Source organism: Promicromonospora sp. NPDC019610 (assembly GCF_044389365.1).
Taxonomy (GTDB): domain Bacteria; phylum Actinomycetota; class Actinomycetes; order Actinomycetales; family Cellulomonadaceae; genus Promicromonospora.
Window position 1 is genome coordinate 1,881,905 of record NZ_JBIRXX010000001.1, and the last position, 25,185, is coordinate 1,907,089.

Sequence of the window (25,185 nt, forward strand, 5' to 3'; positions counted from 1 at the left end):
TTCCTGCTTGACCCTGACGTCAGCGTCAGGTTTTAGCGTACCGGACATGGACATCAACAACTCAGTCGCCCTCGTCACCGGAGCCAACCGCGGGCTCGGCCGCGCCTTCGCCCAGCGGCTCCTCGACCGGGGCGCGCGCAAGGTCTACGCCACGGCCCGGCGTCCGGAGTCGGTGGACCTGCCCGGCGTGCAGGTGCTGGCCCTCGACGTCACCGACCCCGCGTCCGTGCGCGCCGCCGCCGAGGCGGCCCCCGACGTCACCCTCCTGGTCAACAACGCCGGCATCACCACGGGCACCAGCCTCCTGACCGGCCCGCTCGACGGCGTCCGGCACGAGCTGGAGACCAACCTGTTCGGCAGCCTGGCGATGATCCGGGAGCTCGCCCCGGTGCTCGCCGCGAACGGCGGCGGCGCCGTCGTCAACGTGCTGTCCGCCATGTCGTGGTTCGGCGTCGACGGCGCGAACACCTACCACCTGAGCAAGGCCGCCGCCTGGGCGATGACCAACGGCGTGCGGCTGGAGCTGGCCGGGCAGGGCACGCTCGTGACCGCCGTCCACCTCGGCCTGGCCGACACCGACATGTCGGCGGGCTGGGCCGTGGACAAGATCGCGCCGTCGGCCCTGGCGGACGCCGCGCTCGACGGCGTCGAGGCGGGCTCGGGCGAGGTGCTCGCCGACCAGTGGACCCGGGACGTCAAGGCCTGGCTCCAGCTCACCCCGGAGGAGCGCGACGCGGCTACCGCTCGGGGCCTGGCGGCGATGTCGGCGGGCTGAGCTCCGAGCCGGGGGCCGGCGGGGGGCCGGGCCGCGGCGCGAGGTCTGGCGCGGGCTCCGGCGCGGGTTCCGGTGTGGGGGCCGGCGCGGGCTCCGGTGTGGGGGCCGGCGCGGGCTCCGGCGCCGGCCGGCGGGCCGGTCAGCGGGCCGGCCGGCGGGCCGCGAGCCGCTCGATGACGCCGCGGTTGAACCGGTCGTGCCGGTCGATCTCCAGGCCGGCGGCCTCGACGTGCAGCAGCGGACGGCGCCGGAAGTGCTCGTTCTGGACCGGCACGCTGTACAGCTCCGCCACGGCCTGGAGCGCCCGCAGGAGAGCCGAGGTACTGACCACGTGGTCGGCCAGGAGCAGCAGTCCACCGGGCCGCAGCACGCGCACCATCTCGTCGACCGCGCCGCGGTCGTCGGGCACGGCGCACAGCCCGAACGTGCAGACCACGGTGTCGAACGAGGCGTCGTCGAACTCCAGCCGCTGGGCGTCGCCGACCCGCAGGTCGACCGCGCGGCCCAGCTCGGCGGCGTGCCGGCGGGCCAGGTCGATCATGGCCGGGCTGAGGTCGATCCCGGTCAGGGCGGTGTGCGCGGGGTAGAGGCCCAGGTTCAGGCCCGTGCCGACGGCGACCTCCAGCACCTGGCCGGTGGCCTGCCGGCACACCCAGTCCCGGGTGTCGCCGAACATCCGCTCGGCGCCGTTCATCCTGCGGTCGTAGCTCGCCGCCTGCCGGTCCCAGTGCCGGCGGATCCGATCGGGTCCGGGTGATCTGACCATGGCACCTCGCTCGGTGGTCGTCGTACGTCGTCGCGCAGTGGTCGGGAGACGACTCGGGCGGTGTTGCGGGGAGTCGACATCGTCAACTCTCCGCAACACCGCCCGAATGCGCGACCTGGGTTCAGCCGACCCGCAGGAACGTGGGGTTGGACTGCCAGATGCTGGTGTACCGCACGCTCTTGCCGGGGACCGGCGCCTCGATCTGCATGCCGTTGCCCGCGTAGATCGCGATGTGTCCCGGGGTCCAGATCAGGTCGCCCGCCTGGGCGTCGGCCCACGACACCGGCGTGCCGGCGTACAGCTGCTGGGACGAGGTACGCGGCAGGTCGATGCCGACCTGCGCGAAGACGTAGGACGTGAACCCGGAGCAGTCGAACCCGGACGGCGTGGTGCCGCCCCACACGTACGGCACGCCCAGGTACCGCATCGCGATGGAGACCACCGAGGCGCCCCGCTCCTTCGCGGCCCGCTCGGCCTCCTCGGCCTCGATCTTCGCCTGGTACTCGGCGTTCTCCGTGGCGGAGACCACGGAGACGGCTGACTTCTCCAGCGTCAGCTGTGCGTCCGCGGCAACGGTGATCATCGGCGAGGCCGAGACCGACTCGCGGGCCTGTGCGGTCAGCGCGTTGAGGTCCGCAGTGTTGAGCGCGCCCTGGACGGGCTGGCCCTGCAGCGCCGTCGTTGCCGGTGCCGCCTGGGCCGGGGTGGCGATGAGCGACAGCAGCACGCCGCCGCCGGCCGCCGCGACGACCGCACCGCGTCCGGCGAACGAGCTGACCTGCTCGCCCGCGGCGCGCGCGACGCCGGCCAGGGGGCGGTGCGCCGCCCGGTGCCGGCCGCGTGCACGGGGGAGTGCGGCCGGTTCGAGGTTGGGATCCATGAAGGCTGGGACCTTTCTGGTTCGGAAGACAAAGCGCACACGCGGCATCGTGGTGGGCCGAGCCGAGGTGCGCCCACACTAGCGCCTCATCCGGCGGTGCGGGACCCTCCTGGCGTGATCTCCTCGTGATCTTTTTTTCCGCCGGGTGCGGGACGGGGACCAGCGCCCGTCCCGCACCCGTCTCGCCTACTGCGGGACGACCCAGACCTGGGTCCAGAGCCCGTTGCAGTCGTAGATCTGCAGGTCGGTCCCGTCGGCGGTGTTGCCCTGGGGCACGTCCAGGCAGCGGCCCGACTGCGGGTTGTACAGCGAGCCGTCGGCCCGCGCGTCCCACTGCTGGGCGCCGGAACCGTTGCACTCCCAGAGCTGCACCCTGGTGAAGTTCGCGGTGCCGTTGGCGTCCACGTCGAGGCACCGGCCGAACGCGCGGACTGTGCCGTCCGCGCCCATGGACCACGTCTGGCCGGTGGCGGTGCCGCACGTCCAGAGCTGGGCGGCGTTCCCGTTCACCGCCGTGTTGGTGTCGACGTCGAGGCACTTGCCGCCCGGCGCGCCGACCGGGCCGGTGGGTCCGGGGAGCGAGCCGATGCCGAACCGCACCTCGCACTGGTTGCCGGTGCCGAGCCACGTCGCGGCGAGGTAGAGGTAGGAGGTCCCGTCCTCGCGCGGGATGGCCGGGGTGGAGTAGCCGGGGCACGACGGCACACCCGTGGCGTATCCGCCGGTCGGGTTCACGGTGACCGGTGTGGCGGCCTCGGTCCACGCGCCGTTGCCGAGCGAGGTGTTGGCGAACAGCACGGTGCCCGACTCCGCGAGGACCGTATTGTTCCCGGTGGGCCCGGCGACGACGCGCTGGCCGGACAGCAGCACGGTCCCGTTCGGGCCGCCGCCCGGGACCCACGAGATGTACGGGGTGTGCAGGAGCTCGCGCGCGTCGGCGGTGCGCACCAGGGTGCCCGCGTCGCCGGCCGCGCCCCAGTCGTACCCGTTGGCGCTGCGCTTGACGTACACCTCGCAGGCGTGGTCCGGGTCGGTGGCGTCGCGGCACATCTCGTACGCCATCAGGTGGTCGCCGTCCGGCAGCGCGGCGAACGTCTGCATCCCCGGACGACGCAGGTTGTCGCCCGGGAAGGAGACGTCCACGGTCATCGAGGAGCTCCACGTGCGTCCGCCGTCGGACGACGTGTAGTGCCCGATCACCTGGTTGTTGGTCGGGGTGTTCGCGGGGCGCTCGTCGGAGATGAAGCAGGCGAGGCGGTCGTCCTCGGTGACCAGGAAGACGGGCTCCCAGATGCCGTGGCCCCAGGTGTCGGGCTGGCCCGAGGTCTGCGTGCAGTTGGACAGGAACTGCCAGGTCGACCCGCGGTCGGTCGAGCGGAAGACCTCGACCTTCTGGGTGCTGTAGTCGCCGACCTGCCACGCGGTGCCCGCGGCGAGGACGTCGCCGGCGGCCAGGCCGTTGATGGCCCGCGGTACCTCGTACAGCGTCGGGGCCTCCAGGTCCCAGCCCGGTGTGTTCGAGGTGATGGTGGACACGGCGGACCACGACTGGCCGCCGTTGGTGCTGCGGTAGACGGGCAGCGCCGTGGGGGAGCCGGTGCCGCCGCGCGCGAACGTGGCGAGCATCGTCTGGTTCGCGCTCAGGTCGTGGTCGAGGCGGACCGCCCGCGGGTAGCCGGCGGTCCCGTTGGGGTGCTGGCCCAGGTCCGGGCTGTACAGCACGTTGCCGGGGAGGGCGGCGGGGGTGACGTCGCCGGACGCCGGTGTGGCTGGTGTCGTGGTCGAGGCCGCTGTTGCCGCCGCTGGTGCCGTTGCGGTTGCCGTCGTCGTCGTCGCTGTTGCCGCCGTCGCGGCCGTTGCGGGCGCCGTCGCCGTCGCCGTCGTCGCCGCCGCCGTTGCGGTTGCCGCCGTCGCCGGTGCCGTTGCGGTCGCCGCCGTCTTCGGCGCGGCCGCTGTCGTTGTCGCGGCTGTCGTTGCCGTTGCGGTCGCCACCGTCGTGGTCAGGGCGGATGCCGGGGTCGCTGTCCCCGTGCGGTCTGATGCGGTGGTGGGCGACGCGGCTCCCAGCGCCGCCGTCGCGCCGGCCGGTGCCCCGGCCAGGGCGAACGCCGCAGCGAGGGCGACGGTCAGTGCGGCGGATCTCCGCCGGGTCGTGAGATGTCGAGACATGGTGCAGGACCTCCTTGTCGTGCGCGTGATGTCCGGCAGCGGTGCGGGCCGTCGTGCCCGAGATGCACCTTTGCAGACGTTGCAAAGCCAACTGTGGCTCACGATGTGCACACGTTGCAAGACCCACGCACGGCAAAGTCGCGCTCGCCCCCGCCATTGCGCCCGAAATCACGCCAGTTCCGGGCGCAATGACGGGGTAGACCGTGACTTCCAGTCAGCCCGGCCCGGCCCGGCTCGGGTGCCGGGCCCGGTGTCCGCGCCGGCTCGGCCCGGCCCGACTCGGCTCGGCTCGGCCCGGCCTGGTCCAGCCCGGCTCGGCCCGGCTCGGCCCGGCTCGGGTGTCGGGCGGTGCATGATCGGCGCCCGGCGGCGCGGTCGGCGCCGGATGGTGCGCGGTCGGCACCCGGCGCGTGGCGAAGTCACGTTCTACCCAGCGATCTGGCCCGGAATCACGTGCGTTCCGGGCCCAATGACTGGGTAGACCGTGACTTCTCGGCCCGGCCCGGCCCGGCGGCGGGCGACGGCGTCAGCCCCTGTTGCCGGGCGACGCGGTCAGCCCCCGTTGCCGGGCGACGGCGTCAGCTCGTGGCTGGCACCGTCGTGTCCGTGCGGGTCATCCGGACGCCAGGCATTCGGCACTTTGCATCGAGGTCGGCACAGGCCTGTGCCGACCTCGATGCAAACTGCCGAGTCTGCGGTGCAAACTGCCGATGCCGGTGCGGACTGCCGAGTCTGCGGTGCAAACTGCCGATGCCGGTGCGGACTGCCGAGTCTGCGCGGCAAACTGCCGACCTCGGTGCGCACTGCCGAGTCTGCGGTGCAAACTGCCGAACCCGCCGCCACCACCGGCTCCAACAGCGGAGCCCCCCGCCGTCGCCCTCGGCTCCGCGGTCGGAGCCCCCCGCCGTCACCCCCCGCCCGGCACCGCCGTGCTCTCGCGGGCCACCAGCGTGTGCGGCGCCGTGACCTCGACCGCCGGGGTGTCCGGGTGGTCGATGCGCTCGGCGATCCGGCCCACCGCCTGGCGGGCGATGAACGGGGTGTCGAGGGAGACCGTGGACAGGCTGGGGTGCGTGTACTTGCCCTCCTCGATGTCGTCGACGCCGATCACGGCGACGTCGTCGGGCACGCTCCGGCCGGCGTCGAAGACGGCGCGCATCGCGCCCATGGCGAGCAGGTCGGAGTAGCAGAAGATCGCGTCGGGCGGCTCGGGCAGGGCGAGCAGCGCCGTGGCGGCGTCGTACCCGTCGGCCCGGCTGTAGTGCGCCGCCGGGCGCAGCAGGTCGCGTTCAGGGGTGAGCCCGGCCTCGGCCAGCGCGCGCTCGTAACCCACGGTGCGCTGGCGCGGGGTGGTGTAGTCCTCGTCGGGCTGCACGCCGATCGCCGCGATGCGGGTGCGGCCGGTCGCGATGAGGTGGGCCGTCGCGTCGTGGGCCGCCTGCACGTTGTCGATGGCCACGTGGTCGTAGCGGCCGTCGAAGTCGTGCTCGCCGAGCAGCACGAGCGGCATCGACCGGCTGGGCTCCATCTCGGCCAGCTCGCCCTGCGTGACCAGGGGGGTGAACAGGACGCCGTCGAACAGCATCGTGCGGTCGGCGCCCGTCAGGAGCCGGCGCTCGCGCTCGTGGTCGTGCCCCGTCTGGTCCACCATGACGCGGTACCCCAGCGCGGCGGCGGCGTCGATCACCTCCCGCGCGAGCTCCGCGAAGTACGGCACGTCGATCTCCGGGACCACGAGCGCCAGCACGCCGGTACGCCCCGTGCGCAGCGTGCGCGCCACCGGGTTGGGCCGGTAGTCCAGCTCCTCGATCGCGGCCTGCACGCGCTGCCGGGTCCGCTCGCTCACGTGCGTGTAGCCGGCGACGACGTTCGACACCGTCCGCACCGAGACCTGGGCTTTCTCTGCCACATCGCGCAGTGTGATCGGCACCGCGGTCCCCTTTCATCCTGGTGGACCTAAGGATAGGCCTTGCAACGTACGCAAAGCCGAGCTAGTTTGCACACGTTGAAAACCTCGCGGGGTGCCACGCCCCGCGCATGCACAAGGGAGTGCTCATGCACCCGATTCGCACCACCCGCGCGGCCGCCGGCCGCCCGCCCGCGCACCGCACCACCCGCACCACCCGCACCGCGGCGTCCGTCGCCGCCGGAGCCCTGACCCTGGCGGTCGCGCTCACCGCGTGCGGCCCCGCCATCACGAGCGGGGAGGCCGGCACGGACGACGCCGCGGCGTCCGCCGACCGCCTCCAGGCCCCCGCCGAGGAGTCGCCGCAGGGCGAGATCACCATCTGGGACCGGTCCGGCGACCTGTTCAACGTGTTCGAGGCCGTCATCGACGACTTCAACGAGGTCTACCCCGACATCACGGTGCACCACGAGGCCGTGGACATCGACGCCAAGCTGCAGAACACCCTGATCACCGGGGCCGACGTGCCCGACGGCGTGTTCCTCGACGACGCCAAGGTGGCCGGCTTCTCCGACTACCTCTGGGACCTCACCGACGTGCTGGCGCCGTACACGGACGACATCGCCCCGCAGAAGATCGACGTCAACTCGCAGGACGGCGCCATCTACGGCGTGCCGTTCGACCTCGACCCGGGCCTGCTCTTCTACAACGAGAAGGCGCTGACCGAGGCCGGGATCGACGCGACGGAGATCGAGACCTACGACGATCTGCTGGCGGCGGCCCGCGAGTACCAGGAGGCCGTGCCGGGGTCGAAGCCGATCCACCTGGAGCAGAGCCCGTTCCTGGGCCAGCTCCAGCTCGAGATGTACGCGAGCCAGCTCGGCACGGCGCTGGCGGACGAGAACGGCGAGCTGCGGCTCGACTCCGACGAGTACCGGCAGGTGCTCGGCTGGCTCGACACCGTCAACCAGGAGGGCCTCGGCACCCGGGCGGAGTACCTGTCGCCCAGCGACGTCGGCGCGCTGGAGTCCGGTGACCAGGTGTTCTACCCCTGGGCCATCTGGTTCAGCTTCGCCCCCGAGCAGCAGCTCACGAAGACCAGCGGCGACTGGCGCGCCATGCCGTTGCCCGCGTGGGAGGACGGCGGGGCGCGCTCCGGCGCCATGGGCGGCTCGTCGTTCGTGCTGCCGAAGGACGGCGAGAACTCCGACCTGGCCTGGCTGTTCTACGAGTTCCTGATGTTCCACGAGGACGGCTACAGCGCCGTCTGGGGCGAGAACGACACCTATCCGAACGGCCTGGCGACGTCGATCCCGGCGTACGCCCCGGCGGCCGACCCGGCGAAGCCGCTGTTCGGCCCGGTCGAGGGTCTCGGCGGGCAGGACCTGTGGACCACCGCGGTCGAGGCCGGCGCGCAGATCCCGGGCGGGGCGCCCGCCCCGACCTGGTGGACCGGCGCGGTCGACTACCTCGGCACGAACGTCCAGCGGATGTACGACGGCGACATGACCCCCGACGAGGTCATCGAGCGGTCGACCGCCGACATCCAGACGAACCTCGTCGACCGGCAGTGAGCACGCTCGTCAGCCCGGAGCGCGTCCGGGGCCGCCAGGGCCGGCCGCTGCTGCGGCCCTGGCTGCCCCGCAAGGTCGCGCCGTACGTGTTCGTCCTGCCGTTCGTCGCGATCTTCGTCGCGTTCAGCGTCTACCCGATGCTGTTCACGCTGCGCCTGAGCTTCACCGACTGGCGCGGTTCGGGCGCGGCGACGTGGGTCGGCTGGGACAACTACACCTACCTGCTCGGCAACGACATGTTCTGGGGCTCGCTGGCCAACTCGGCCGTGCTCTGGCTGATGATCGTGCCGGTGCAGGTGGTGCTCGGCCTGCTCGTCGCGGTGCTGCTGAACAACGCGAAGATCCGGATGCGCTCCTTCTACCGCATCGCGTTCCTGGTGCCGTTCGTGACGCCGCTCGTGGCCGTCGCCCAGATCTGGGTGGTGGTCTTCGACCAGGAGTTCGGGGCGGTCAACGGCCTGCTCAACCTCGTCGGCCTGCCCGACGTCGGCTGGCTCACCACCAGCGCGTGGGCCAAGCCGACCCTCGCACTGCTGTTCCTGTGGAAGACCACGGGCTTCATCGTGATCATCCTGCTCTCGGGCCTGCAGTCGATCGACGCGAGCGTCTACGAGGCCGCCTCGATCGACGGCGCCTCCCGCAGCCGCCAGCTCTGGAGCATCACCGTGCCGCTCGTGCGGCGCACCCTGATGTTCTCCGTGGTGCTCCAGACGCTGGCCGTGTTCCAGATGTTCGCCGAGCCGTTCGTCGTGACCGACGGCGGCCCCTACAACTCGACGACCACCGCTGGCCTGCACCTGTACGAGCACATCACCCGCGGCGACCTCGGCACCGGGGCGGCGAACTCGTTCCTGCTCGTGGTCGTCGTCATGGGTCTCTCGCTGCTGTTCGTCCGGTTCCTGCGGACGGAGGACTGACATGACCACCCTGCACGCCCCCGGCCCGGCCGGGACCCGCCCAGCCCGGACCCGTGTGACGGCGGCCCGGCCGCCCCGGACAGGCCCCCGCGACCTGCCCGCCGTCGTCGGCTCCCAGGCCTTCCTGCTGCTGCTCGCCCTCGCCTTCCTCGCCCCGGTCGCCTGGGCGCTGGTCTCGGCGTTCAAGCCGGCCACCCAGATCATCAGCGACCCGCTGGGCCTGGACCTGACGGCGTTCACCCTCGACAACTACCGCCGGATGTTCGCCGACGTGCCGATCGGTCAGGGCTTCCTCAACACCGCCGTCGTGCTGGTCACCAAGGGGACCATCACCCTGTTCTGCGCCCCGCTGGCCGCCTACGCGTTCGCCAAGTACCGGTTCCCGGGTCGCGACCTGCTGTTCGGCACCGTGCTGATCACGCTCATGCTGCCCACGATCGTGCTGATCATCCCGCTGCTGCTGGAGATGAAGGCCCTGGGCTGGGTCAACACCTACCAGGCGCTCGTGCTGCCCGGCGCCGTGGACGCCTTCGCCATCTTCTGGATGCGGCAGGTCATCGCCGACGTCCCGGACGAGCTGCTCGACGCCGCGCGGGTCGATGGTTGCGGCGAGTTCGGCATCTTCACCCGGATCGTGCTGCCCGTGATCCGGCCCGCCCTGGCCGGGCTCGCGGTGCTGACCGTCATGAACATCTACAACGACTTCGTCTGGCCCGTGGTGGCGGCGAGCTCCGAGCGGATGGCCACGCTGCAGGTGGTCCTGTCCACGCTCGCGCAGAACATCACCGGCAACCGCGTCGGGGCCGACTACGCGACCGTGACCGGCGAGCTGCTCGCCGCCGCGTCGATCGCGCTCGTCCCGCTCCTCATCGTCTTCATCGCACTCCAGCGGCACTTCATCAACGGCATCCTCGCCGGAAGCGTCAAGGGCTGAACCCCGCATTCCTGAAAGGCAGACACACATGACCTCGGCTCTCCCGCGCCCCCACGCAGCCCGCCCCGACGCAGCCCCCGTCTACCCCCGGCCCGACCGTGACCGCTCCGACCGCTGGACCAGCCTGGACGGCACGTGGGACCTCGACGTGCCCGGCGGCACGGTGCCGGTCACCGTCCCGTTCGCCTGGGAGACGGCGGCCTCCGGCGTCGGGCGCACCTGGCTGGAGCACGCGACCTACCGGCGGGCCGTCACCGTTCCCGCGGCCTGGGCGGGGTCGCGGGCCGTGCTGTGCTTCGGCGCCGTGCACCATCACGCGATCGTCCGGGTCGACGGCGTCCAGGTCGCCGAGCACGTCGGCGGGTCCACCCCGTTCGAGGTCGACCTCGACGGCGTCCTTGCGGCCGGCGTCACCGGGACGCTGGAGGTCGAGGTGCACGCGCCCGCCGACAAGCGCGCCATCCCGCACGGCAAGCAGCGCTCCATCCCGCGCGACGACTACGACGGCGTCTCGTTCACCCCGACCTCCGGCATCTGGCAGCCCGTCTGGCTGGAGGCGCGCGGCCGCACGTATGCGGCGCGCGTCGCGGTGCGGGGCGACTCGCTGACCGGCTTCGACGTGACGGTCGGCGTCGCCGGCGACGCGCCCGCGGGCGCGGTGGTGACGGTCGAGGTGACGGCCGGGTCGGGCGCGGTTGGTCCGGACGGCGCGGCGGGTGCGGGGGAGCGGGTCGAGCTGGTCGCCGACGGCGCGGGCGCGGCGTCGGGCCGGATCGAGATCGCGGAACCCCGGCTCTGGAGCCCGGCCGACCCGCACCTGTACGTGCTCACGGTGACGACCCGGGCCGGGGGCGGCGCCGGCGCGCCCGACGCCGTCGCGATCACCGGGGGGCTGCGCCGCATCGAGCGGCGCGGCGAGCACCTGTACCTCAACGACGAGCGGATCTACCTGCGCGGCGTCCTCGACCAGGGCTACTGGCCCGAGACCGGCCTCACCGCCCCCGACGTCGACACCCTGGTCGCCGACCTGGAGCACGCCCGCGACCTCGGCTACAACCTGGTCCGCAAGCACATCAAGCTGGAGGACCCCCGCTGGCTGCACCACGCCGACCGCACGGGCATGCTGGTCTGGGCCGAGCCGCCCGCCCCCAGCCGGTTCAGCCCCGAGGCCGCGCGGGCCTTCGAGGAGCAGGTCGCCCCCATGGTCGAGCGCGACGGCAACCACCCGAGCATCGTGATCTGGGGCCTCTACAACGAGGAGTGGGGCCTCGACTGGGACATCCCCGGCAGCACCGACCGCGCCGCCGCCGCCGTCCGGGCCTACGACACGCTGCGCGCCCTGGACGACACACGCCCCGTCGTCGAGAACTCCGGCTGGGCCCACGTCCGCACCGACCTCGTGGACTGGCACTACTACGACGAGGACCCCGCCGCCTGGGCCGCGAACGTCGCGGCGCTCGCGGACGGCACCAGCGAGCACTTCCCGGTCCGGCTCGCGGCCGACTTCCTGGCCAGGAAGTCGCTGTACGGGTCGGCGGACCACCCGCGCACCGGCCTGCCCGTGCTGAACAGCGAGTACGGGGCGGGCTTCACCAGCCTCGAACGGGCCTGGCACCTGCGCTGGCAGACCCAGGAGCTGCGCCGCCACGACCGCTTCGCCGGCTACGTCTACACCGAGCTGACCGATGTCGAGCACGAGATGGCGGGCCTGCTCGACGTCGACCGCCGGCCCAAGGACCGCGGCGGCCTCGAACCGCGCGACATGAACGCCGAGACGGTGCTGGTCGTCGACCTGGTCCCCGCGCACGCGGGCGCCGATCTCCCCGTACCCGACGGCGAGCTCGGCCTCGACGTGCACGTCTCGCACCACGGCCCGGGGGTCGTGCGTGGGCGGGTCCGCGCGGCCTGGGTTCCGGCGGGCACGCCGTTCGGCGAGGTTCGCGACGGCGACGGCGGGTTGCTCGGCGGCGGGTCTAGTGACGACGCCGGGGCGTCCGGCGTCGCGTCGGACACCGTCGAGGCCAAGCCGTTCGTGCTCAGCCCGGCCGTCCGGGTCACGGTGCCGCCGCCCGGCGCGGCGTCGTCGGCCCGCCTGCACCTGTGGCTCGTGGGCGACGACGGGGCCGTGCGGGCGCGGACCTTCGTCGACGCGGGGCCGATCGAGGAGCCCAACCGGCGCGGCGAGCGCTGGGCGTGACGAAAGCCTGACCAGGCCTGACCCCGCCGCGCGGCGGGGTCAGGCCTCGTGCTGCCGCGCCTCGTCGGGCAGCCCGGTGAGGGCGTCGACCGACCGGCCGATCTGGCCGACGGCGCGGGCGAGCAGGTCGTCGGGGTCGGTGTCCCAGGTCTCGGCCTTCTGGTCCAGCAGGCCGTCGAGCGCCAGCGCCGCCAGGCCGTGGCCCGTGGCCCAGAGCGTGAGCCCGAGCGCGTGCGGGTCGGCGACGCCGAGCCGCCCGACCAGGTCGGTCAGCACCTGGAGGGCGGCGTCGCCCGCCTCCTGCACGGCCGGGTGCTTCTCGGGCTCGGAGAGCTCGGGGCGGAACATGACCTGGAAGTGCCCCGGCTGCCGCCGGGCGAAGGCGACGTAGGCGGCGACCGTGCGCGACACCTCGTCGCCCCCCGATGTCGTACCCGGCCGGCCGACCGCGCCCAGCAGGTCCTGGGTGAGCAGGTCGAAGCCGCGGGCCGATATCGCGGACAGCAGCGCCGCTCGGTCCGCGAAGTGGTGGTAGGGCGCGCCCGGGCTCACGCCCGCCTCGCGCGCGACGCGCCGCAGGCTCACGGCGGCGATCCCCTCGGCCTCGATGAGCCGCACGCAGGCCTCGACGAGCTCCTCGCGCAGCGCGCCGTGGTGGTACGTCTCCCGTTTACGTGACCCGTTGACCTCCATAGCGGCAATCTATACGGTGCTCATTATCTAAACACTGCTCAGACTGGAGACGCGATGTCGAGGGTTCTTGTCACCGGCGCCACGGGGTTCATCGCCGGGCACGCGATCGAGGAGCTGCTCAGGAACGGTCACGAGGTGCGCGGGACGGTGCGCTCGCTGCGCGATCCCGCCCGCGTGTCGCACCTGCGCCGCATCGCCGGGGTGGTCGGCGGGCGGCTCGACCTGGTGGAGGCCGACCTGTCCCGCGACGACGGCTGGGACGACGCCGTGGCCGGGCGCGAGTACGTGCTGCACATGGCGTCGCCGTTCCCGGCCGCGCCGCCGCGGGACGAGAACGAGCTGGTCGGGCCGGCCGTCGACGGCACCCTGCGGGTCCTGGGGGCGAGCGCGCGGGCCGGGGTGCGGCGCGTGGTCATGACGTCGTCCCTCGCCGCCGTGAGCGCGGCCGCCTCGCGCGCGGGCGACCGGCGGTGCACCGAGGAGGACTGGAGCGACCCGGACCGGATCGCGCCCTACGCCAAGAGCAAGACGCTGGCGGAGCGCGCGGCCTGGGACTTCGTCGCGGACCACCCCGAGCTGGAGCTCGCGGTGATCAACCCGGGGCTCGTCCTGGGCCCGGTGCAGCACGCGGCGTCCGGCACGTCGGTGTCGCTGGTGCGCAGACTCCTCGGCCGGGAGATCCCGGCGGTCCCGGAGCTCGGGTTCGCCCCGGTCGACGTGCGGGACGTGGCGCGGGCGCACCGGCTCGCCATGGAGAAGCCTGACGCCGCGGGTCAGCGGTACATCTGCGCCGGCGACAATTTCTGGTTCGGCGACCTCGCACGGATCCTCGACGAGGAGTTCGGGCCGCAGGGGTACCGCGTGCCGCGGCGCCGGATGCCGTACTGGATGCTCTGGACGGTCGGCCGGTTCGACCGGGAGGTGCGGCTCGGCCTCGACTTCGTCGGCAATGCGGAGCTCGTCAGCGCGGACAAGGCCCGTCGCGAGCTCGGCTGGGACATGCGGCCCGTGCGGGAGACGCTGGTCGACACCGGCCGCAGCCTCGCCGAGCTGGGGCTCGTCCGGCCGCGCGGCGCGGTGCGACCGGCGGCGTGAGCCGGGCGGCCGGCAGGGTGAGCCGGGCGGTCGGCAGGGTGAGCCGGGCGGTCCGGGTGGTCGGCAGGGTGAGCCGGGCGATCGGCAGTTTGGATCGCAGACTCGGCAGTCCGCATCCAGGTCGGCACAGGCCTGTGCCGACCTCGACGCAGGCTGCCGACCTCGCAGGAAGCTGCCGACCTCGACGCAGCTGGCCGTCACCGTCACGATCGAGGTGCCGGGCCGCGCGCCGCGCGCGCTGCCGACCTCGACGTACCTGCCGACGTCGACCGCACCGGACGACCTGCCGACCTCACCGGAGGTCCCTCAGCGAGGCTCCGGCCGAAGGGCCCGCAGGCGCCGGTTCAGGTACTGCTGCTCGGCGAGGTTGTGGGTGGACCGGGCGGCCCGGCGGTACGCGTCGGCGGCCTCCGTCGTCCGGCCCAGGCGTTCCAGGAGGTGCGCGCGGACGGCGTCGAGGCGGGGCAGACCGGGGTGCTGCCGGTCCAGGTCGTCGAGCGAGGCCAGCGCCGCACCGTCGCCGCGCACCTGCGCCTCGGCGACGATCCGGTTGAGCGTGATCGTCGGGTTCTGCCGGCCGGTCACGACCTCCAGGACGCCGTACAGCGCGAGGATCTCCGACCAGTCGGTCGAGGCGGTGTCGGCGGCCTCGGCGTGCAGCGCCGCGACGCAGGCCTGCAGCAGATAGGGCCCGGGCTCCGCACCGGGCACGGTCGCCTCGACCAGGGCGACGCCCTCGCGCACGAGGGCGCGGTCCCACCGGGTCCGGTCCTGCTCGTCCAGCGGCACCAGGGAGCCGTCGTCCGCCTGCCGTGCGGGCGCGCGCGACGCGGTGAGCAGCATGAGCGCGAGCAGCCCGGCCACCTCGGGGTCCTTCGGCAGGGCCTGGCGCAGCAGGCGGGCCAGGTGGATCGCCTCCGCCGCGAGGTCCGCGTCGCGGGCGGGCGTGCCCGACGTCGTGTGGTGGGCCTCGGTCAGCATCGCGTAGAGGACGTCGAGCACGGGGCTGAGCCGTTCGGCGGCGTCGCGAGGCCGGGGCAGGTCCCCGCCGAGCTCGGCCAGCTGGCGCTTGGCACGCGTGATGCGCTGGGCGACGGTCCCCTCCGGGAGCTGGTGGACGTTCGCGATCTGCGCCGTCGTCAGGCCGGCCACGGCGCGCAGCGTCAGGGCGACCTGCGCGGGGCGGGCGAGCGCGGGATGACAGCAGAGCTGGAGCAGGAGCAGGCTGTCGTCGGCCGGGGAGGCACCCGGGTCCGCGCCGTCCGGCGGTGTGCTCAGCGGGTGGGCCAGGAGCGCCTCCCGGGCCTCGCGGTCACGCCGCCGGCTGTCGGCACGCACGCGGTCCACGTACCGGCGCCGGGCCGTGGTGACGAGCCAGGCCAGCGGGTCCGACGGCGGTTCGGCCGGCCACTGGCGGTACGCCGCGAGCAGGGCGTCCTGGACGGCGTCCTCGCACACGTCGAACTGGCCCGTGCCGTGGGTGCGGACGAGCCGGGCGAGGACCTGCGGCGCGAGCTCGCGCAGCAGGTCCTCGCCGACCCCCGGCCCAGGGTTCACAGGTCCCCGAGGTCGCTGAACATCACGGGCCGTACCTCGACCGCCAGCCCGTCGATGGACGTGTCGGGGATCATGCGGGCGAGCTCCAGGACTCGTGCCTCGTCCTCGACGTCCACCAGGTAGAAGCCGCCCAGGAACTCCTTGGCCTCGGCGAACGGCCCGTCGCTGGTCTGCGGCGTCCCCGCCACCGACCGCACCACCTTGCTCTGGCTCGGGTCGGCGAGCGCCTGCGTGCCGACGAACTCGCCACGCTCCTTGAGGTGCGCCATGAACGCCTCGTGCCCGTCCTGGACCAGCTTGTTCTGCTCCGGGGTGAGCTGTTCGAGGACGGTGGGGTTGATCTGCATCAGGATCAGGTACTTCATGGTTCCTCCTGGGTTCTCCGCGACGGCGCCCTGCCGTCGTCGTACCCCTTGGTCGGCACGGACCCGCCGGATACGACAACCGGCCCGAAGAAATCTTCGCGTGGCCGGACGGGCTCCGGCGAGCCGCCATACTGGAGTGTGACTACGTCCATCGTGACTCCTGCGGAAGCGGGGGCGGAGATACCGATCGAGCTGCTCTACCGGGTGCCCTACGGCAAGGTCCTGCATGGCAAGGACTGCCCGCACCTGACTCCGAGCCGGTTGGCGACGCTCCACCCCGCCACCGAGCTGGACCGCCAGAAGTTCAAGATCTGCAGGTCGTGCCTCATCGCGCTCGACGGCGACCCCGGCCGGGACGACTTCGAGTCGCTCGACGCGGCGCTCGAGGCGCTGCACGTCCCGCAGGCGAACCGGCCGGCCATGCGCGCCATCGCGGAGGGCCTCGACACGGCCCGCATCTGGATCCCGGCGACGCGCACCTACATCGCGGTCTCGCCCGGCACGGGGCACGAGGTGACCGCGTTCTTCAGCAAGGACTCCGTGGACCTGCGCAAGGACGAGGGCGGCTACGAGCGCCTGGTGTTGTCGACGCCGACCACGCCGGCCGGCCGGACCAGTGCGGCGAAGGCCTCGGGCACGAGGAAGACGAAGGCCGCGGCCGCGCAGGAGCCGGAGCCGGCCCCGCCGACCTGCCCCACCTGTTACATGCAGCTCCCGGCGACGGGCGTCTGCGACAGCTGCGACTGACCGACCGACCCGTCGTCCGGCTGGAGGCACATCCCCTTTGAGGCCCGGGTTTCTTCGCTTTGAGCCGACTCAAAGCGAAGAAACCCGGGCCTCAAAGGGGATCCGACGGGGCGAACCCGGGCCGGGTCGAATCTGGACCGCCGGGTGTGAAGACGTGCCGACAGGCTGGGTAACGGAGAGGTAGCAGTGCTCCCTCTCCGTAACCCTTGCGGCTGCGGGTCGTGTTGCTGGGAGTAGCCGATGTCCACTCCCAGCAACACGACCCGCGTACTACTGGCTTCCCCGGCGCCGATCCTCAGCGCTGGGCCCGGCGCCGCGGAGGGACCTACTTCCTGCCGGCGATGCCGAACGCCGCCGTGACCTCCTGGGTCACCGAGTTGCCGGCGTCGTCACGGGCGGTCGCCCGCAGCGAGACCAGGTCGGCGCCCCGCGACGGGATGCGCAGGTTCGCCTTCCAGCGGTCGCCCTCGCGCCGCAGCTTCACGTCAGACCAGGACGAACCGCCGTCGTAGCTGACCTCCAGCGTCGCCCCGGCCAGGGAGCCCGCCCGCGGGGCGCCCGGCACCGTGTACGGCTCCACCGCGAACGGAACGGTCGAGCCGGCCCGGACGGTGCCGTCGAGCGCCGTGTCCACGTCGTAGTCGAGCTGGACCAGCGGGAGCGGCGTGCCGTTCTCACCGGGCACGGCCTCGTCGGCCTGGTCGGCCACGAAGGTCCACGACGTGCGGGTGCTCGTCGAGTACCGGTGCGCGTCGTCGGCGGCGTCGGTGTCGATCTCGAACCGGTACTTCTGCGGCCCCTCGACCACCGGGACCGACGTCTGGACCGCCTGCCCGATGTTCTCCCGGACCAGCGTGTCGCCCTGGTACAGACGGGAGGTCACCGGGGTCTCGCCCCAGCCGAACCCGCCGGTCAGGCCGTTCGGGCCGCCCGCGGTGGACACGTTGACCGCGAACCAGTCGGCGCCGTGCCACGGGCCCCAGTAGCCGTCGCCCGTGCGGGGCGCCGCCACAGCAGCGAACCAGTCGCGGACCGTGGTGCTGCGCGGCTCGTAGGCCTGGCGGACGCCGCGCTGCTCCCAGCCGCTCTCATGGTTCACGTTCTCGTACCACTCGACGTCGTCGTACGTCGAGACGTAGTCGGTCCGCTCCGACGCCGTGGGCTGCAGGGCCCGGACGCTGAGGCACGGCGGCCACTGGTAGTCGCGGCAGTCCGCGCGGTCGTCGACGGCGAGGCGGTCCTCGGTGTCGTTGTAGCGGCTCTCCACCGTGGCGAGCTGCCGCGTGGTCGGCGCCAGGGCGAGCTCGGCGGGGATCTCGCCGGGCCAGCTCTTGGACACGTCGTACAGGTACGTCGGGAACTCGACGGCCTTGCCGGTCAGCGTGAGCCGGCCCGTTGCGGCCGCCTTCAGGAGCTTGGGGCCCTGGGCGGACGGCACCGAGACGACCGGCAGGTCACCCTGGGTGACGTTCTCGACCAGGGAGCCGGGGCGGTCGTCGACCACCACGAGCAGCGCGGCCCTGGCCGCCTGGGCGGCAGCCTCCCGCTCCTCGGCGGTCACGGCGTCGTCCCTGGTCACCAGCACTGCGCGGCCCTCGGCCCGCACGCCCTCGTAGTCGGCGGCGGTGCCCGTGCCGGCGGCGACGGCCCGCAGCGAGACGCGGCCGTCGAGCCGCGCGGAACCGTTCTGGTAGACCGGGTCGAACCCGACCGGCAGGGGGCTCCACGCCGTCAGGTCGAGCGCCGGCTCGATGGCCCGCCACCGCACGGCGAAGTCGAAGTCGGCGCTGTCGACCGGACCCGTCCTCGCGGCGTAGAACGAGTCGACGTCCGCCGGGACGGCGTACGTGGCGGCGAACGTCGAGTACAGGCCGCCGATCCCGGAGTCGTTGAAGAACTGGAACCGTCGGTAGGCGACGTCGCTCGCGCGGGGCGTCCTCAACGTGAGCTCGTCGGCGTCGCGCGCGTCCAGCACGAGCGACCGGTCGGCGTCGGTGACGACGACCTGCGGGTCGCCGACCAGCGCGATGCCGGTCGAGCCCGGCCCCTGGGAGCCGGCGACGTCGAGGAACGCCGTGGCGGAGTAGACGCCGGGCTGCAGGCGCTGCGTCGGCACCTCGCCCGTGGCCGGGTCGATCGGCAGGCTGCTGACGAACTGGTCGCCGTAGCGGTAGAAGTCCACGTAGCCGCTGGCGGGCTCGCCGGACCGGTCGAGCGCCGTGATGTCGAGGCCGTACCGCTCCTCCTCCTTCACCAGCGCGACGGCGGTGCGGACGGTCACCTCGCCCGAGGCGTCCGTACCGACGACGGCGCCGCTGTACTTACCGGCCAGTGCCGCGTCGTCGGCGTCGCCGGTGACCGTGACGTCGGCCGTGCCACCCGCCGGGACCACGACCTCGGCGGCGGACAGGGTCATCAGGTCGCTCGGCGCGCCGTCCGGCCCGGTGACGTCGGTGCTGAGCGCGAGCGTGACGTCGGCGTCCGTGGTGTTGGTGAAGGTGACGGTGCTGGTCGCGGGCTCGTCGCCGTCGTGCGGCCAGTCGTAGAAGCCGAGCAGGCCGCCGCCCGACGCGTCCACGCCGTCGAGGGCGGCCGGGACATCGAGACGGCCCGTGCCCACCTCGTACGCCGGGGCGTCGATGTCGGCGGCGGAGGAGACCAGCGCCTCCTTGAGCTGCTCGCCCGTGAGCTCGGGGTGCGCGCCCTTGACGATCGCCGCGGCGCCCGCGACGTGCGGGGTGGCCATGGAGGTGCCGCTCATCGACGTGTACCAGCCCGATCCGCCCGACTGCTGCGAGCGGGCCGCGACGATGCCGACGCCGGGCGCCGTCAGGTCGGGCTTGATCGCGTGGTCGCCGACGCGCGGGCCGTAGCTGGAGAAGTCGGCGCGCACGTCGTCGTCGTCCACCGCGCCGACCGTGAGCGCGGCGTCCGCGGTGCCGGGGCTGCCGAGCGAGCCCTCGGCGTAGCTGTTGCCTGCCGCGACCACGAACAGGGCGCCCGTCTCCTCGCTCAGCGCGTTCAGCGCCTGCGCCATGGGGTCGGTGCCGTCGTTGAGGCTGGAGTCGCCGAGGCTCATCGAGACGACGTCCGCGTTCGCGGCGCCCCACTCCATGCCCGCGATGATCCAGGAGTCCTGGCCGTAGCCGTCGTTGTCGAGCACCTTGCCGACCAGCAGGTCGGCGCCGGGGGCGACGCCCTTGTACAGGCCGTCGCTCGCGGCGCCCGTGCCGAGCACCGTGGAGGCGACGTGCGTGCCGTGCCCGTGCTGGTCGTCGTCGACCGCCTGGCCGGGCACGAACGACTCCGCCTGCGCGATCTGGTCGGCGACGTCGGGGTGGGTGGCGTCGATGCCGGTGTCGAGCACGGCCACCGTGGCGCCCGTGCCGTCGAAGCCCGCGGCCCACGCCTCGGGCGCGCCGATCTGCGCGGTGCTGTGGTCCAGCGTGGACTCGGCCTTGCCGTCGAGCCAGATCTTCTCGACGCCGCCGGCGAACGCGCCGGCCTCGGCACCCGAGCGCGCGGAGCGCGTGGAAGCGGCGGTCGCGGCCGACCAGAACGCCGACGCCTCGGCCTTCTTCGCGTCCACGGCGGACGCGTCGATGCTCGGCAGGTCGAGCGTGCGCTGCGCGCCCGGCAGCTCGGTCGCGGCGGAGCGCGCCGCGGCGCGGGTGTGCTCCAGGATGAGCGGCGTCGCGGCCACGGTCTCGTCGTCGTACTGCATCTCCAGCAGCGCGGTGACGTCGAACAGCCGCCGGTCCAGCGTGCCCGCGGCCAGGTACGGCAGCGCGGCGTCGGGCACCACGTAGAGGTGGTCGCCCACCTGCTGGGTGCGGACGGCGCCGCCGTCGGCCGACTCGACGCCGACCGTCAGCGCGCCCGCGTCGGTCGTGGTGACGTCGACGACGTCGCCGGTCACGAGGGTGACGGTGGTGCGGCCGTCGGCCAGGGCGGGCGTCCGCGGCGCGGTGCCGCCGGAGCCGGAGCCGCCGGGACCGGACAAGGTGCCGGGGCCCGAGGCGGGCTCGGAGCCGGACGGGATGGTGGTCGCGTGGGCGGTGGTGGCCATCGTGGCGACCAGGGCGGTCGCGGCGACGGCTGCGGCGGCCCTGGTGGCGGCCGACAGCCCGCGCCGAGTGGGGGATCTCATGGACCTGGACACTCCCAGCGAGCGGCGACACGTCACAAGAGGCGCATCGTGGCGGCTTTACGGCATGTCGTGACTCCGCCAGAGTTGGGCACCCATCGACGTGACGGAGGAGTGCCATGCTCGGCGACGTGCTCGGACTGACCCCTGACGAGACCCTCGCGTACAGCGAGCTCGTCGCCCTGCCCTCGGCGACGGTCGCGGACCTCGCGGCCGCGCTCAGCCCCTTCGGCACCTCGCTGGGCGACGCCCACCGGCTGCTGCGCCGCCTGGAGGAGCACGGTCTGGCCGCGCGGATCACCGGCGACGAGCGGCGGTTCGCGGCCGCGCCGCCCGCCATCGCGCTCGGGGCGCTCCTCGCGCGCCGGCAGGACGAGGTGCGGCACGCCGAGGTCGAGCTCAGCCGGCTGGAGGAGGTCTACCGGGTGGCCGCGGCGGGCCGCGGCCCCACCGACGTGGTCGACGTGATCCGGGGCGAGGACGCCGTGCGGCACCGGTTCGAGCAGCTCCAGCTCGGGGCGCGCGAGTGCGTGGACGCGTTCGTGCGTCCGCCCGTGATCGTCACGTCCAGCCAGGAGAACTCCGCCGAGGGCCAGGCCGTGGAGCGCGGCGTGCAGTACCGCGTGGTGGTCGAGCGCAGCATGCTGGAGAGCCAGGACGTGACGATCGACGAGGCCGTCGAGGCCACGGAGGCGGGCGAGGACGTGCGCTTCGCCGAGCGCGTGCCGCTCAAGCTCATCGTGATCGACCGGCGGCTCGCCCTGATGCCGCTCACGTCGTCCGGCGACGTCGTGGGCGCGCTGCTGGTCCGGGAGAGCACGCTGCTCGACGCCCTGCTCGCGCTCTTCGAGAACGTGTGGGACCGGGCGACGCCGCTGCTGGTGGGTACGTCCGGCCTGGCCGGCGACGTCGTCGACCACGTGGACGACGATGACGCCCGCGTGCTCGGGCTGCTGCTCGCCGGGCTCACCGACCAGGCGGTCGCCAAGCAGCTCGGCACGTCCCTGCGCACCGTGCAGCGGCGGGTCCGGGCGCTGATGGACCTCGCCGGCGTCGAGACGCGGGTCCAGCTCGGCTGGCACGCCGCGACCCGCGGCTGGGTGCGCTCGGGGGCCGTACCCGTGTGACGTTGCCGACGCCGGCACGGTGACGGCCGAAATCCGCTTTCCGTGCCGCCGTGCCCGGGGTGAGGATCGGGCGGTGACCTCCTCTCCACGCACCGGCGCCCTCGGATTCTGGGCGGACCTGCCGCAGGACGGCCGCTGGCTGCTGTCCACCGTGGTGGTGCAGTTCTTCGGCCGCGGCCTGACGCTCCCCTTCACGATCATCTACCTGCACGAGGTGCGCGGGTTCTCGCTCGCCCTGTCCGGCACGCTCATGGGCCTGATCGCCGTGGTCGGCGTGCTCGTGACCGGCCCGGCCGGGGCCCTCGTGGACCGGTACGGCGCCCGGCGCGTCATGCTGACCGGCCTGTTCTTCGCCGTGGCGGGGTACTCGGTGCTGGCCTTCGCCACGACCCCGCTGGTCGCGGCCGCCGGGCTCGCCCTGTTCGGCGTGCAGCTCGGCGTCGGCTGGCCGTCCGTGAACGCGCTCGTGGCCACGGTGGTGGACGGCGACCTGCGGCAGCGGTACTACGGCGTGAACTTCGCGCTGCTCAACCTCGGCGTCGGCGTGGGCGGCGTGGTCGGCGGGCTCGTGGTCGACGTCGAGCGACCCGGCACCTTCGTGCTGGCGTTCCTGGTCAACGCCGCCACGTTCCTGCTCCCGATCGTGGTGCTGGTCGGCCCGCTGCGGCACCTGCACGGCCGGGTCGACCGACCGCACGACGCCGAGGTGGGCGGCGAGAGCTACCTCGCGATCCTGCGCCGGCCCGAGGTGCTCTGGCTCGCCGCGCTCGGGCTGCTCGCGGCGTTCGTGGGCTACGGCCAGATGGAGGGCGGGTTCCCGGCCTTCGCCCGGCAGGTCGCCGAGGTGTCCACGCGCGTGGTCGGCTTCGCGTTCGTGGTGAACACCGTGGTGATCGTGGCGCTGCAGTTCTGGGTGATGAACCGGGTGCGGGGCCGGCACCGCACGCGCGTGCTGGCGCTCATGGCCGTGGTCTGGGCGGCGGCCTGGCTGCTGCTCGGGGTGACCGGACTGATGCCGGGCGGCCTCGCCGCCGTGGTGATCGTCCTCGCGTTCCACGGCGTGTTCGGCCTGGGGGAGACCCTCATGCAGTCGGTGCTGCCCGCGCTGACCAACGACATGGCGCCCGCGCACCTGCGCGGCCGGTACAACGCGATCGGGTCGGGCTCGTTCCAGGCGGGCACCATCGCGGGACCCGTGGTGGCGGGGCTGCTGCTGGAGCACGGCTGGTCCGGGGCGTTCATCGGCGTGGTGGTCGCGGGCTGCGCCGGGATCGCGGCGACGTCGTACGCCGTCGGACGGCGCGTGACACCGGAGGTGAACGGCGTCGCGGACGCGACCCCGACGTCGTCCCCCACCACGACCCCGGCCTGACCGCGGATCCCGACCCCGGCCTGACCCCGGATCCCGACCGCGGATCCCGATGCCCAACTCACCTTTGAGGCCCGGGTTTCTTCGCTTTGACGCCGTCCAAAGCGAAGAAACCCGGGCCTCAAAGGTGAGTTGGCAGTCTGGAGTGAGGTGTCAGGAGCCCTGAGTGAGGAGTCGTGATCGAGGAGTGAGAAGTCAGGTGTCAGGCGGCAGGTGTCAGGCGTCAGGCGTCAGGCGTCAGGCGGCCGGGTCCGGCGACGTCGCGTGCTCCTGGGCCCACGTCAGGGCGTGGTCCGCGACCTCCTGCCAGCCCTCCGCGCCGCACGTCCAGTGGTCGCGGCCCTCGAACTCGAAGTACTCCGTGACGGCCGGCGACTTGTCGTAGTGCCTCGCGTTGGAGCGGTTCACCGACGGCGGCATGATGTGGTCCTCGCTGCCGGCGATGAACAGCAGGGGAGCGCGGTCGGCGGCGTAGTCCACCCAGGTCTCCTGCGGTCCGGGCTTGAAGTTGGCGAACAGGCCGTACTCCCAGACCCAGTGGCCGGGCGCCGGGATGGCGTACCGCTCCCAGACCTGCCGGGACTCCTCCGCCGAGAGCGTGTTGGTGAACGCGTAGTGGAACTCCTCGGCCGTGAAGCCGACGGCGCGGTGCCGGTTGGCGGGGTTCTTCAGCGCGGGGAACAGGGACCTCGCCTGGGACAGCGGGTTGACCCGTACGCCCTCCGTCGGCGCGGAGTCGATCACCACGCCCGCGGCGCCCAGCCCCCGGGCGAGCAGGAGCTGCGTGAGCGTGCCGCCGAACGAGTGGCCGATGATGATCGGCGCGCTCGGCAGCGCCTCGATGACGCCGGCGAGGTGGTCGACCGTCTCGGGCACGGTGAGCTTCGCGATGCGGTCCGGGTCGGCCCGCAGGGCCTCGACCTCGATCTCGAAGCCGGGATAGCCGGGCGTCACCACGTTCAGGCCCTTGGCCCGGTAGTGGTCGACCCACGCCTCCCAGCTGCGCGGCGTCATCCAGAGGCCGTGGACCAGGACGACGGTGTCGGGCTGTGCTGCGTTCATGACAGAGCTCCTCAGGGTGCGGGAACGGCGGGAATGGCGGAAAGACAGCGGGGACGGCCGGTCAGCCGTCGATGAACGCCAGCAGGTCGGCGTGCAGGCGCTCGCGCGCCGTGTCGGGCAGGGCGTGGGCGGCGCCCTCGTAGACGGTCAGGACGGCGCCGTCGACCAGCGCGGCGGACCGCTTGCCGCCCACCTCGAACGGCACGATCTGGTCGTCGTCGCCGTGGATGACCAGCGTCGGCACGTCGACCTTGGCGAGGTCGGGCCGGAAGTCCGTGGCCGAGAACGCGGCGATGCACTCGTAGGCGCCGCGGTGCCCGGTCGCCATGCCCTGCGCCCAGAACGCGTCGCGGAACCCCTGGTCGACGTCCTGGTTCCGGTTGTGCCCGAAGAACGGCCCGTCGGCCAGGTCGCGGTAGAGCTGGGCACGGTTGCCCCGCTCGCCGGCGCGGATGGCGTCGAAGGTCTCGGGCGGCAGGCCCTCGGGGTTGTCGTCGGTGCGCACCATGAGCGGCGGCACGGCGGAGACCAGCACGAGCCGCGCCACGCGCGCGGTGCCGTGGCGGCCCACGTACCGCACGATCTCGCCGCCGCCGGTGGAGTGGCCCACGAGGGTCAGGTCGCGCAGGTCGAGGGTGTCGACGAGCACCGCCAGGTCGTCGGCGTAGGTGTCCATCTCGTTGCCCTGCCAGGTCTGGCTGGACCGGCCGTGGCCGCGCCGGTCGTGCGCGACGACGCGGTGCCCCCGCTCGGCCAGGAACAGCGCCGCCGCCTCCCACGCGTCGGAGCTCAGCGGCCAGCCGTGGCTCAGCAGCACGGGCGTGCCGTCCGTGCCCCAGTCCCGGTAGAAGATCTCGGCGCCGTCGTCGGCGGTGACATAAGGCATGTGGCCCCCTCGGTCGGTC

Annotated in this window: 19 protein-coding genes; 9 read left to right on the forward strand and 10 right to left on the reverse strand. The window is 73.2% G+C overall.

Going from position 1 to position 25,185, the window contains the following annotated elements; genetic code table 11:
- Positions 1-46: 46 nt before the first annotated feature.
- Positions 47-775 carry an SDR family oxidoreductase gene (locus ACH45N_RS08420; protein ID WP_397392940.1) on the forward strand — a complete coding sequence of 243 codons (729 nt, stop codon included), beginning with the start codon at positions 47-49 and terminating at the stop codon, positions 773-775.
- A 139-nt stretch (positions 776-914) separates the two neighbouring features.
- On the opposite strand, the gene ACH45N_RS08425 is transcribed toward ACH45N_RS08420, so the two are convergent.
- The 4 genes from ACH45N_RS08425 to ACH45N_RS08440 form a co-directional block, all read right to left on the reverse strand.
- On the reverse strand, positions 915-1,541 hold the full coding sequence (locus ACH45N_RS08425; protein ID WP_397392941.1) for a class I SAM-dependent methyltransferase: 627 nt from the start codon (positions 1,539-1,541) through the stop codon (positions 915-917).
- Between the two features lie 121 nt (positions 1,542-1,662).
- Positions 1,663-2,421: a C40 family peptidase gene (locus tag ACH45N_RS08430; RefSeq protein WP_397392942.1), complete on the reverse strand. Its 759-nt coding sequence runs from the start codon at positions 2,419-2,421 to the stop codon at positions 1,663-1,665.
- Positions 2,422-2,607: 186 nt separating this feature from the next.
- Positions 2,608-4,590: a ricin-type beta-trefoil lectin domain protein gene (locus tag ACH45N_RS08435; protein ID WP_397392943.1), complete on the reverse strand. Its 1,983-nt coding sequence runs from the start codon at positions 4,588-4,590 to the stop codon at positions 2,608-2,610.
- Positions 4,591-5,497: 907 nt separating this feature from the next.
- Positions 5,498-6,499 (reverse strand): LacI family DNA-binding transcriptional regulator, encoded by a 1,002-nt coding sequence (locus ACH45N_RS08440; protein WP_397392944.1) that lies wholly within the window; start codon positions 6,497-6,499, stop codon positions 5,498-5,500.
- Positions 6,500-6,645: 146 nt separating this feature from the next.
- On the opposite strand from ACH45N_RS08440, the gene ACH45N_RS08445 reads away from it, so the two are divergent.
- The 4 genes from ACH45N_RS08445 to ACH45N_RS08460 are packed head-to-tail and all read left to right on the forward strand — an operon-like array spanning position 6,646 to position 12,118.
- On the forward strand, positions 6,646-8,070 hold the full coding sequence (locus tag ACH45N_RS08445) for an ABC transporter substrate-binding protein (RefSeq protein WP_397392945.1): 1,425 nt from the start codon (positions 6,646-6,648) through the stop codon (positions 8,068-8,070).
- On the forward strand, positions 8,067-8,987 hold the full coding sequence (locus tag ACH45N_RS08450; protein ID WP_397392946.1) for a carbohydrate ABC transporter permease: 921 nt from the start codon (positions 8,067-8,069) through the stop codon (positions 8,985-8,987). The genes ACH45N_RS08445 and ACH45N_RS08450 overlap by 4 nt, the downstream gene beginning before the upstream one ends.
- A gap of 1 nt (position 8,988) precedes the next feature.
- Positions 8,989-9,921, forward strand: coding sequence for a carbohydrate ABC transporter permease (locus ACH45N_RS08455; protein WP_397392947.1), 933 nt, complete (start codon positions 8,989-8,991; stop codon positions 9,919-9,921).
- Between the two features lie 28 nt (positions 9,922-9,949).
- Entirely contained in the window at positions 9,950-12,118 is a 2,169-nt protein-coding gene (locus tag ACH45N_RS08460; RefSeq protein ID WP_397392948.1) for a glycoside hydrolase family 2 protein, read from the forward strand.
- A gap of 39 nt (positions 12,119-12,157) precedes the next feature.
- Here ACH45N_RS08460 and ACH45N_RS08465 read toward each other — a convergent pair whose 3' ends face one another.
- Positions 12,158-12,811 (reverse strand): TetR/AcrR family transcriptional regulator, encoded by a 654-nt coding sequence (locus ACH45N_RS08465; protein WP_397392949.1) that lies wholly within the window; start codon positions 12,809-12,811, stop codon positions 12,158-12,160.
- A 54-nt stretch (positions 12,812-12,865) separates the two neighbouring features.
- On the opposite strand from ACH45N_RS08465, the gene ACH45N_RS08470 reads away from it, so the two are divergent.
- The gene (locus tag ACH45N_RS08470; protein ID WP_397392950.1) at positions 12,866-13,906 is read left to right on the forward strand and encodes an SDR family oxidoreductase; all 1,041 of its coding nucleotides are present in this window, start codon (positions 12,866-12,868) and stop codon (positions 13,904-13,906) included.
- A gap of 306 nt (positions 13,907-14,212) precedes the next feature.
- Here the strand turns inward: ACH45N_RS08470 and ACH45N_RS08475 are convergent, their stop codons facing one another.
- Both ACH45N_RS08475 and ACH45N_RS08480 read right to left on the reverse strand, forming a co-directional pair.
- On the reverse strand, positions 14,213-15,463 hold the full coding sequence (locus ACH45N_RS08475; protein ID WP_397392951.1) for an RNA polymerase sigma factor: 1,251 nt from the start codon (positions 15,461-15,463) through the stop codon (positions 14,213-14,215).
- The gene (locus ACH45N_RS08480; RefSeq protein WP_397392952.1) at positions 15,460-15,828 is read right to left on the reverse strand and encodes a YciI family protein; all 369 of its coding nucleotides are present in this window, start codon (positions 15,826-15,828) and stop codon (positions 15,460-15,462) included. The genes ACH45N_RS08475 and ACH45N_RS08480 overlap by 4 nt, the downstream gene beginning before the upstream one ends.
- 153 nt (positions 15,829-15,981) lie before the next feature.
- Here ACH45N_RS08480 and ACH45N_RS08485 point away from each other — a divergent pair, with 153 nt between their 5' ends.
- Positions 15,982-16,575, forward strand: coding sequence for a hypothetical protein (locus tag ACH45N_RS08485; protein ID WP_397392953.1), 594 nt, complete (start codon positions 15,982-15,984; stop codon positions 16,573-16,575).
- Between the two features lie 325 nt (positions 16,576-16,900).
- On the opposite strand, the gene ACH45N_RS08490 is transcribed toward ACH45N_RS08485, so the two are convergent.
- Positions 16,901-20,725 (reverse strand): S8 family serine peptidase, encoded by a 3,825-nt coding sequence (locus ACH45N_RS08490; protein ID WP_397392954.1) that lies wholly within the window; start codon positions 20,723-20,725, stop codon positions 16,901-16,903.
- Between the two features lie 116 nt (positions 20,726-20,841).
- Here ACH45N_RS08490 and ACH45N_RS08495 point away from each other — a divergent pair, with 116 nt between their 5' ends.
- Both ACH45N_RS08495 and ACH45N_RS08500 read left to right on the forward strand, forming a co-directional pair.
- Positions 20,842-21,849, forward strand: a complete 1,008-nt coding sequence (locus tag ACH45N_RS08495) for a helix-turn-helix domain-containing protein (RefSeq protein WP_397392955.1) — start codon at positions 20,842-20,844, stop codon at positions 21,847-21,849.
- Between the two features lie 73 nt (positions 21,850-21,922).
- The gene (locus ACH45N_RS08500) at positions 21,923-23,221 is read left to right on the forward strand and encodes an MFS transporter (protein WP_397392956.1); all 1,299 of its coding nucleotides are present in this window, start codon (positions 21,923-21,925) and stop codon (positions 23,219-23,221) included.
- A gap of 234 nt (positions 23,222-23,455) precedes the next feature.
- On the opposite strand, the gene ACH45N_RS08505 is transcribed toward ACH45N_RS08500, so the two are convergent.
- Positions 23,456-24,280 (reverse strand): alpha/beta hydrolase, encoded by an 825-nt coding sequence (locus ACH45N_RS08505; protein WP_397392957.1) that lies wholly within the window; start codon positions 24,278-24,280, stop codon positions 23,456-23,458.
- 61 nt (positions 24,281-24,341) lie between these two features.
- Entirely contained in the window at positions 24,342-25,166 is an 825-nt protein-coding gene (locus ACH45N_RS08510; protein WP_397392958.1) for an alpha/beta fold hydrolase, read from the reverse strand.
- Positions 25,167-25,185 lie beyond the last annotated feature (19 nt).

What these genes read in the sequence shown, in the direction of transcription:
- ACH45N_RS08420 (WP_397392940.1), top strand. Translation starts at nt 47, where the DNA reads ATGGACATCAACAACTCAGTCGCCCTCGTCACCGGAGCCAACCGCGGG.
- ACH45N_RS08425 (WP_397392941.1), bottom strand. Translation starts at nt 1,541, where the DNA reads ATGGTCAGATCACCCGGACCCGATCGGATCCGCCGGCACTGGGACCGG.
- ACH45N_RS08430 (WP_397392942.1), bottom strand. Translation starts at nt 2,421, where the DNA reads ATGGATCCCAACCTCGAACCGGCCGCACTCCCCCGTGCACGCGGCCGG.
- ACH45N_RS08435 (WP_397392943.1), bottom strand. Translation starts at nt 4,590, where the DNA reads ATGTCTCGACATCTCACGACCCGGCGGAGATCCGCCGCACTGACCGTC.
- ACH45N_RS08445 (WP_397392945.1), top strand. Translation starts at nt 6,646, where the DNA reads ATGCACCCGATTCGCACCACCCGCGCGGCCGCCGGCCGCCCGCCCGCG.
- ACH45N_RS08455 (WP_397392947.1), top strand. Translation starts at nt 8,989, where the DNA reads ATGACCACCCTGCACGCCCCCGGCCCGGCCGGGACCCGCCCAGCCCGG.
- ACH45N_RS08460 (WP_397392948.1), top strand. Translation starts at nt 9,950, where the DNA reads ATGACCTCGGCTCTCCCGCGCCCCCACGCAGCCCGCCCCGACGCAGCC.
- ACH45N_RS08465 (WP_397392949.1), bottom strand. Translation starts at nt 12,811, where the DNA reads ATGGAGGTCAACGGGTCACGTAAACGGGAGACGTACCACCACGGCGCG.
- ACH45N_RS08470 (WP_397392950.1), top strand. Translation starts at nt 12,866, where the DNA reads ATGTCGAGGGTTCTTGTCACCGGCGCCACGGGGTTCATCGCCGGGCAC.
- ACH45N_RS08480 (WP_397392952.1), bottom strand. Translation starts at nt 15,828, where the DNA reads ATGAAGTACCTGATCCTGATGCAGATCAACCCCACCGTCCTCGAACAG.
- ACH45N_RS08490 (WP_397392954.1), bottom strand. Translation starts at nt 20,725, where the DNA reads ATGAGATCCCCCACTCGGCGCGGGCTGTCGGCCGCCACCAGGGCCGCC.
- ACH45N_RS08495 (WP_397392955.1), top strand. Translation starts at nt 20,842, where the DNA reads ATGCTCGGCGACGTGCTCGGACTGACCCCTGACGAGACCCTCGCGTAC.
- ACH45N_RS08505 (WP_397392957.1), bottom strand. Translation starts at nt 24,280, where the DNA reads ATGAACGCAGCACAGCCCGACACCGTCGTCCTGGTCCACGGCCTCTGG.
- ACH45N_RS08510 (WP_397392958.1), bottom strand. Translation starts at nt 25,166, where the DNA reads ATGCCTTATGTCACCGCCGACGACGGCGCCGAGATCTTCTACCGGGAC.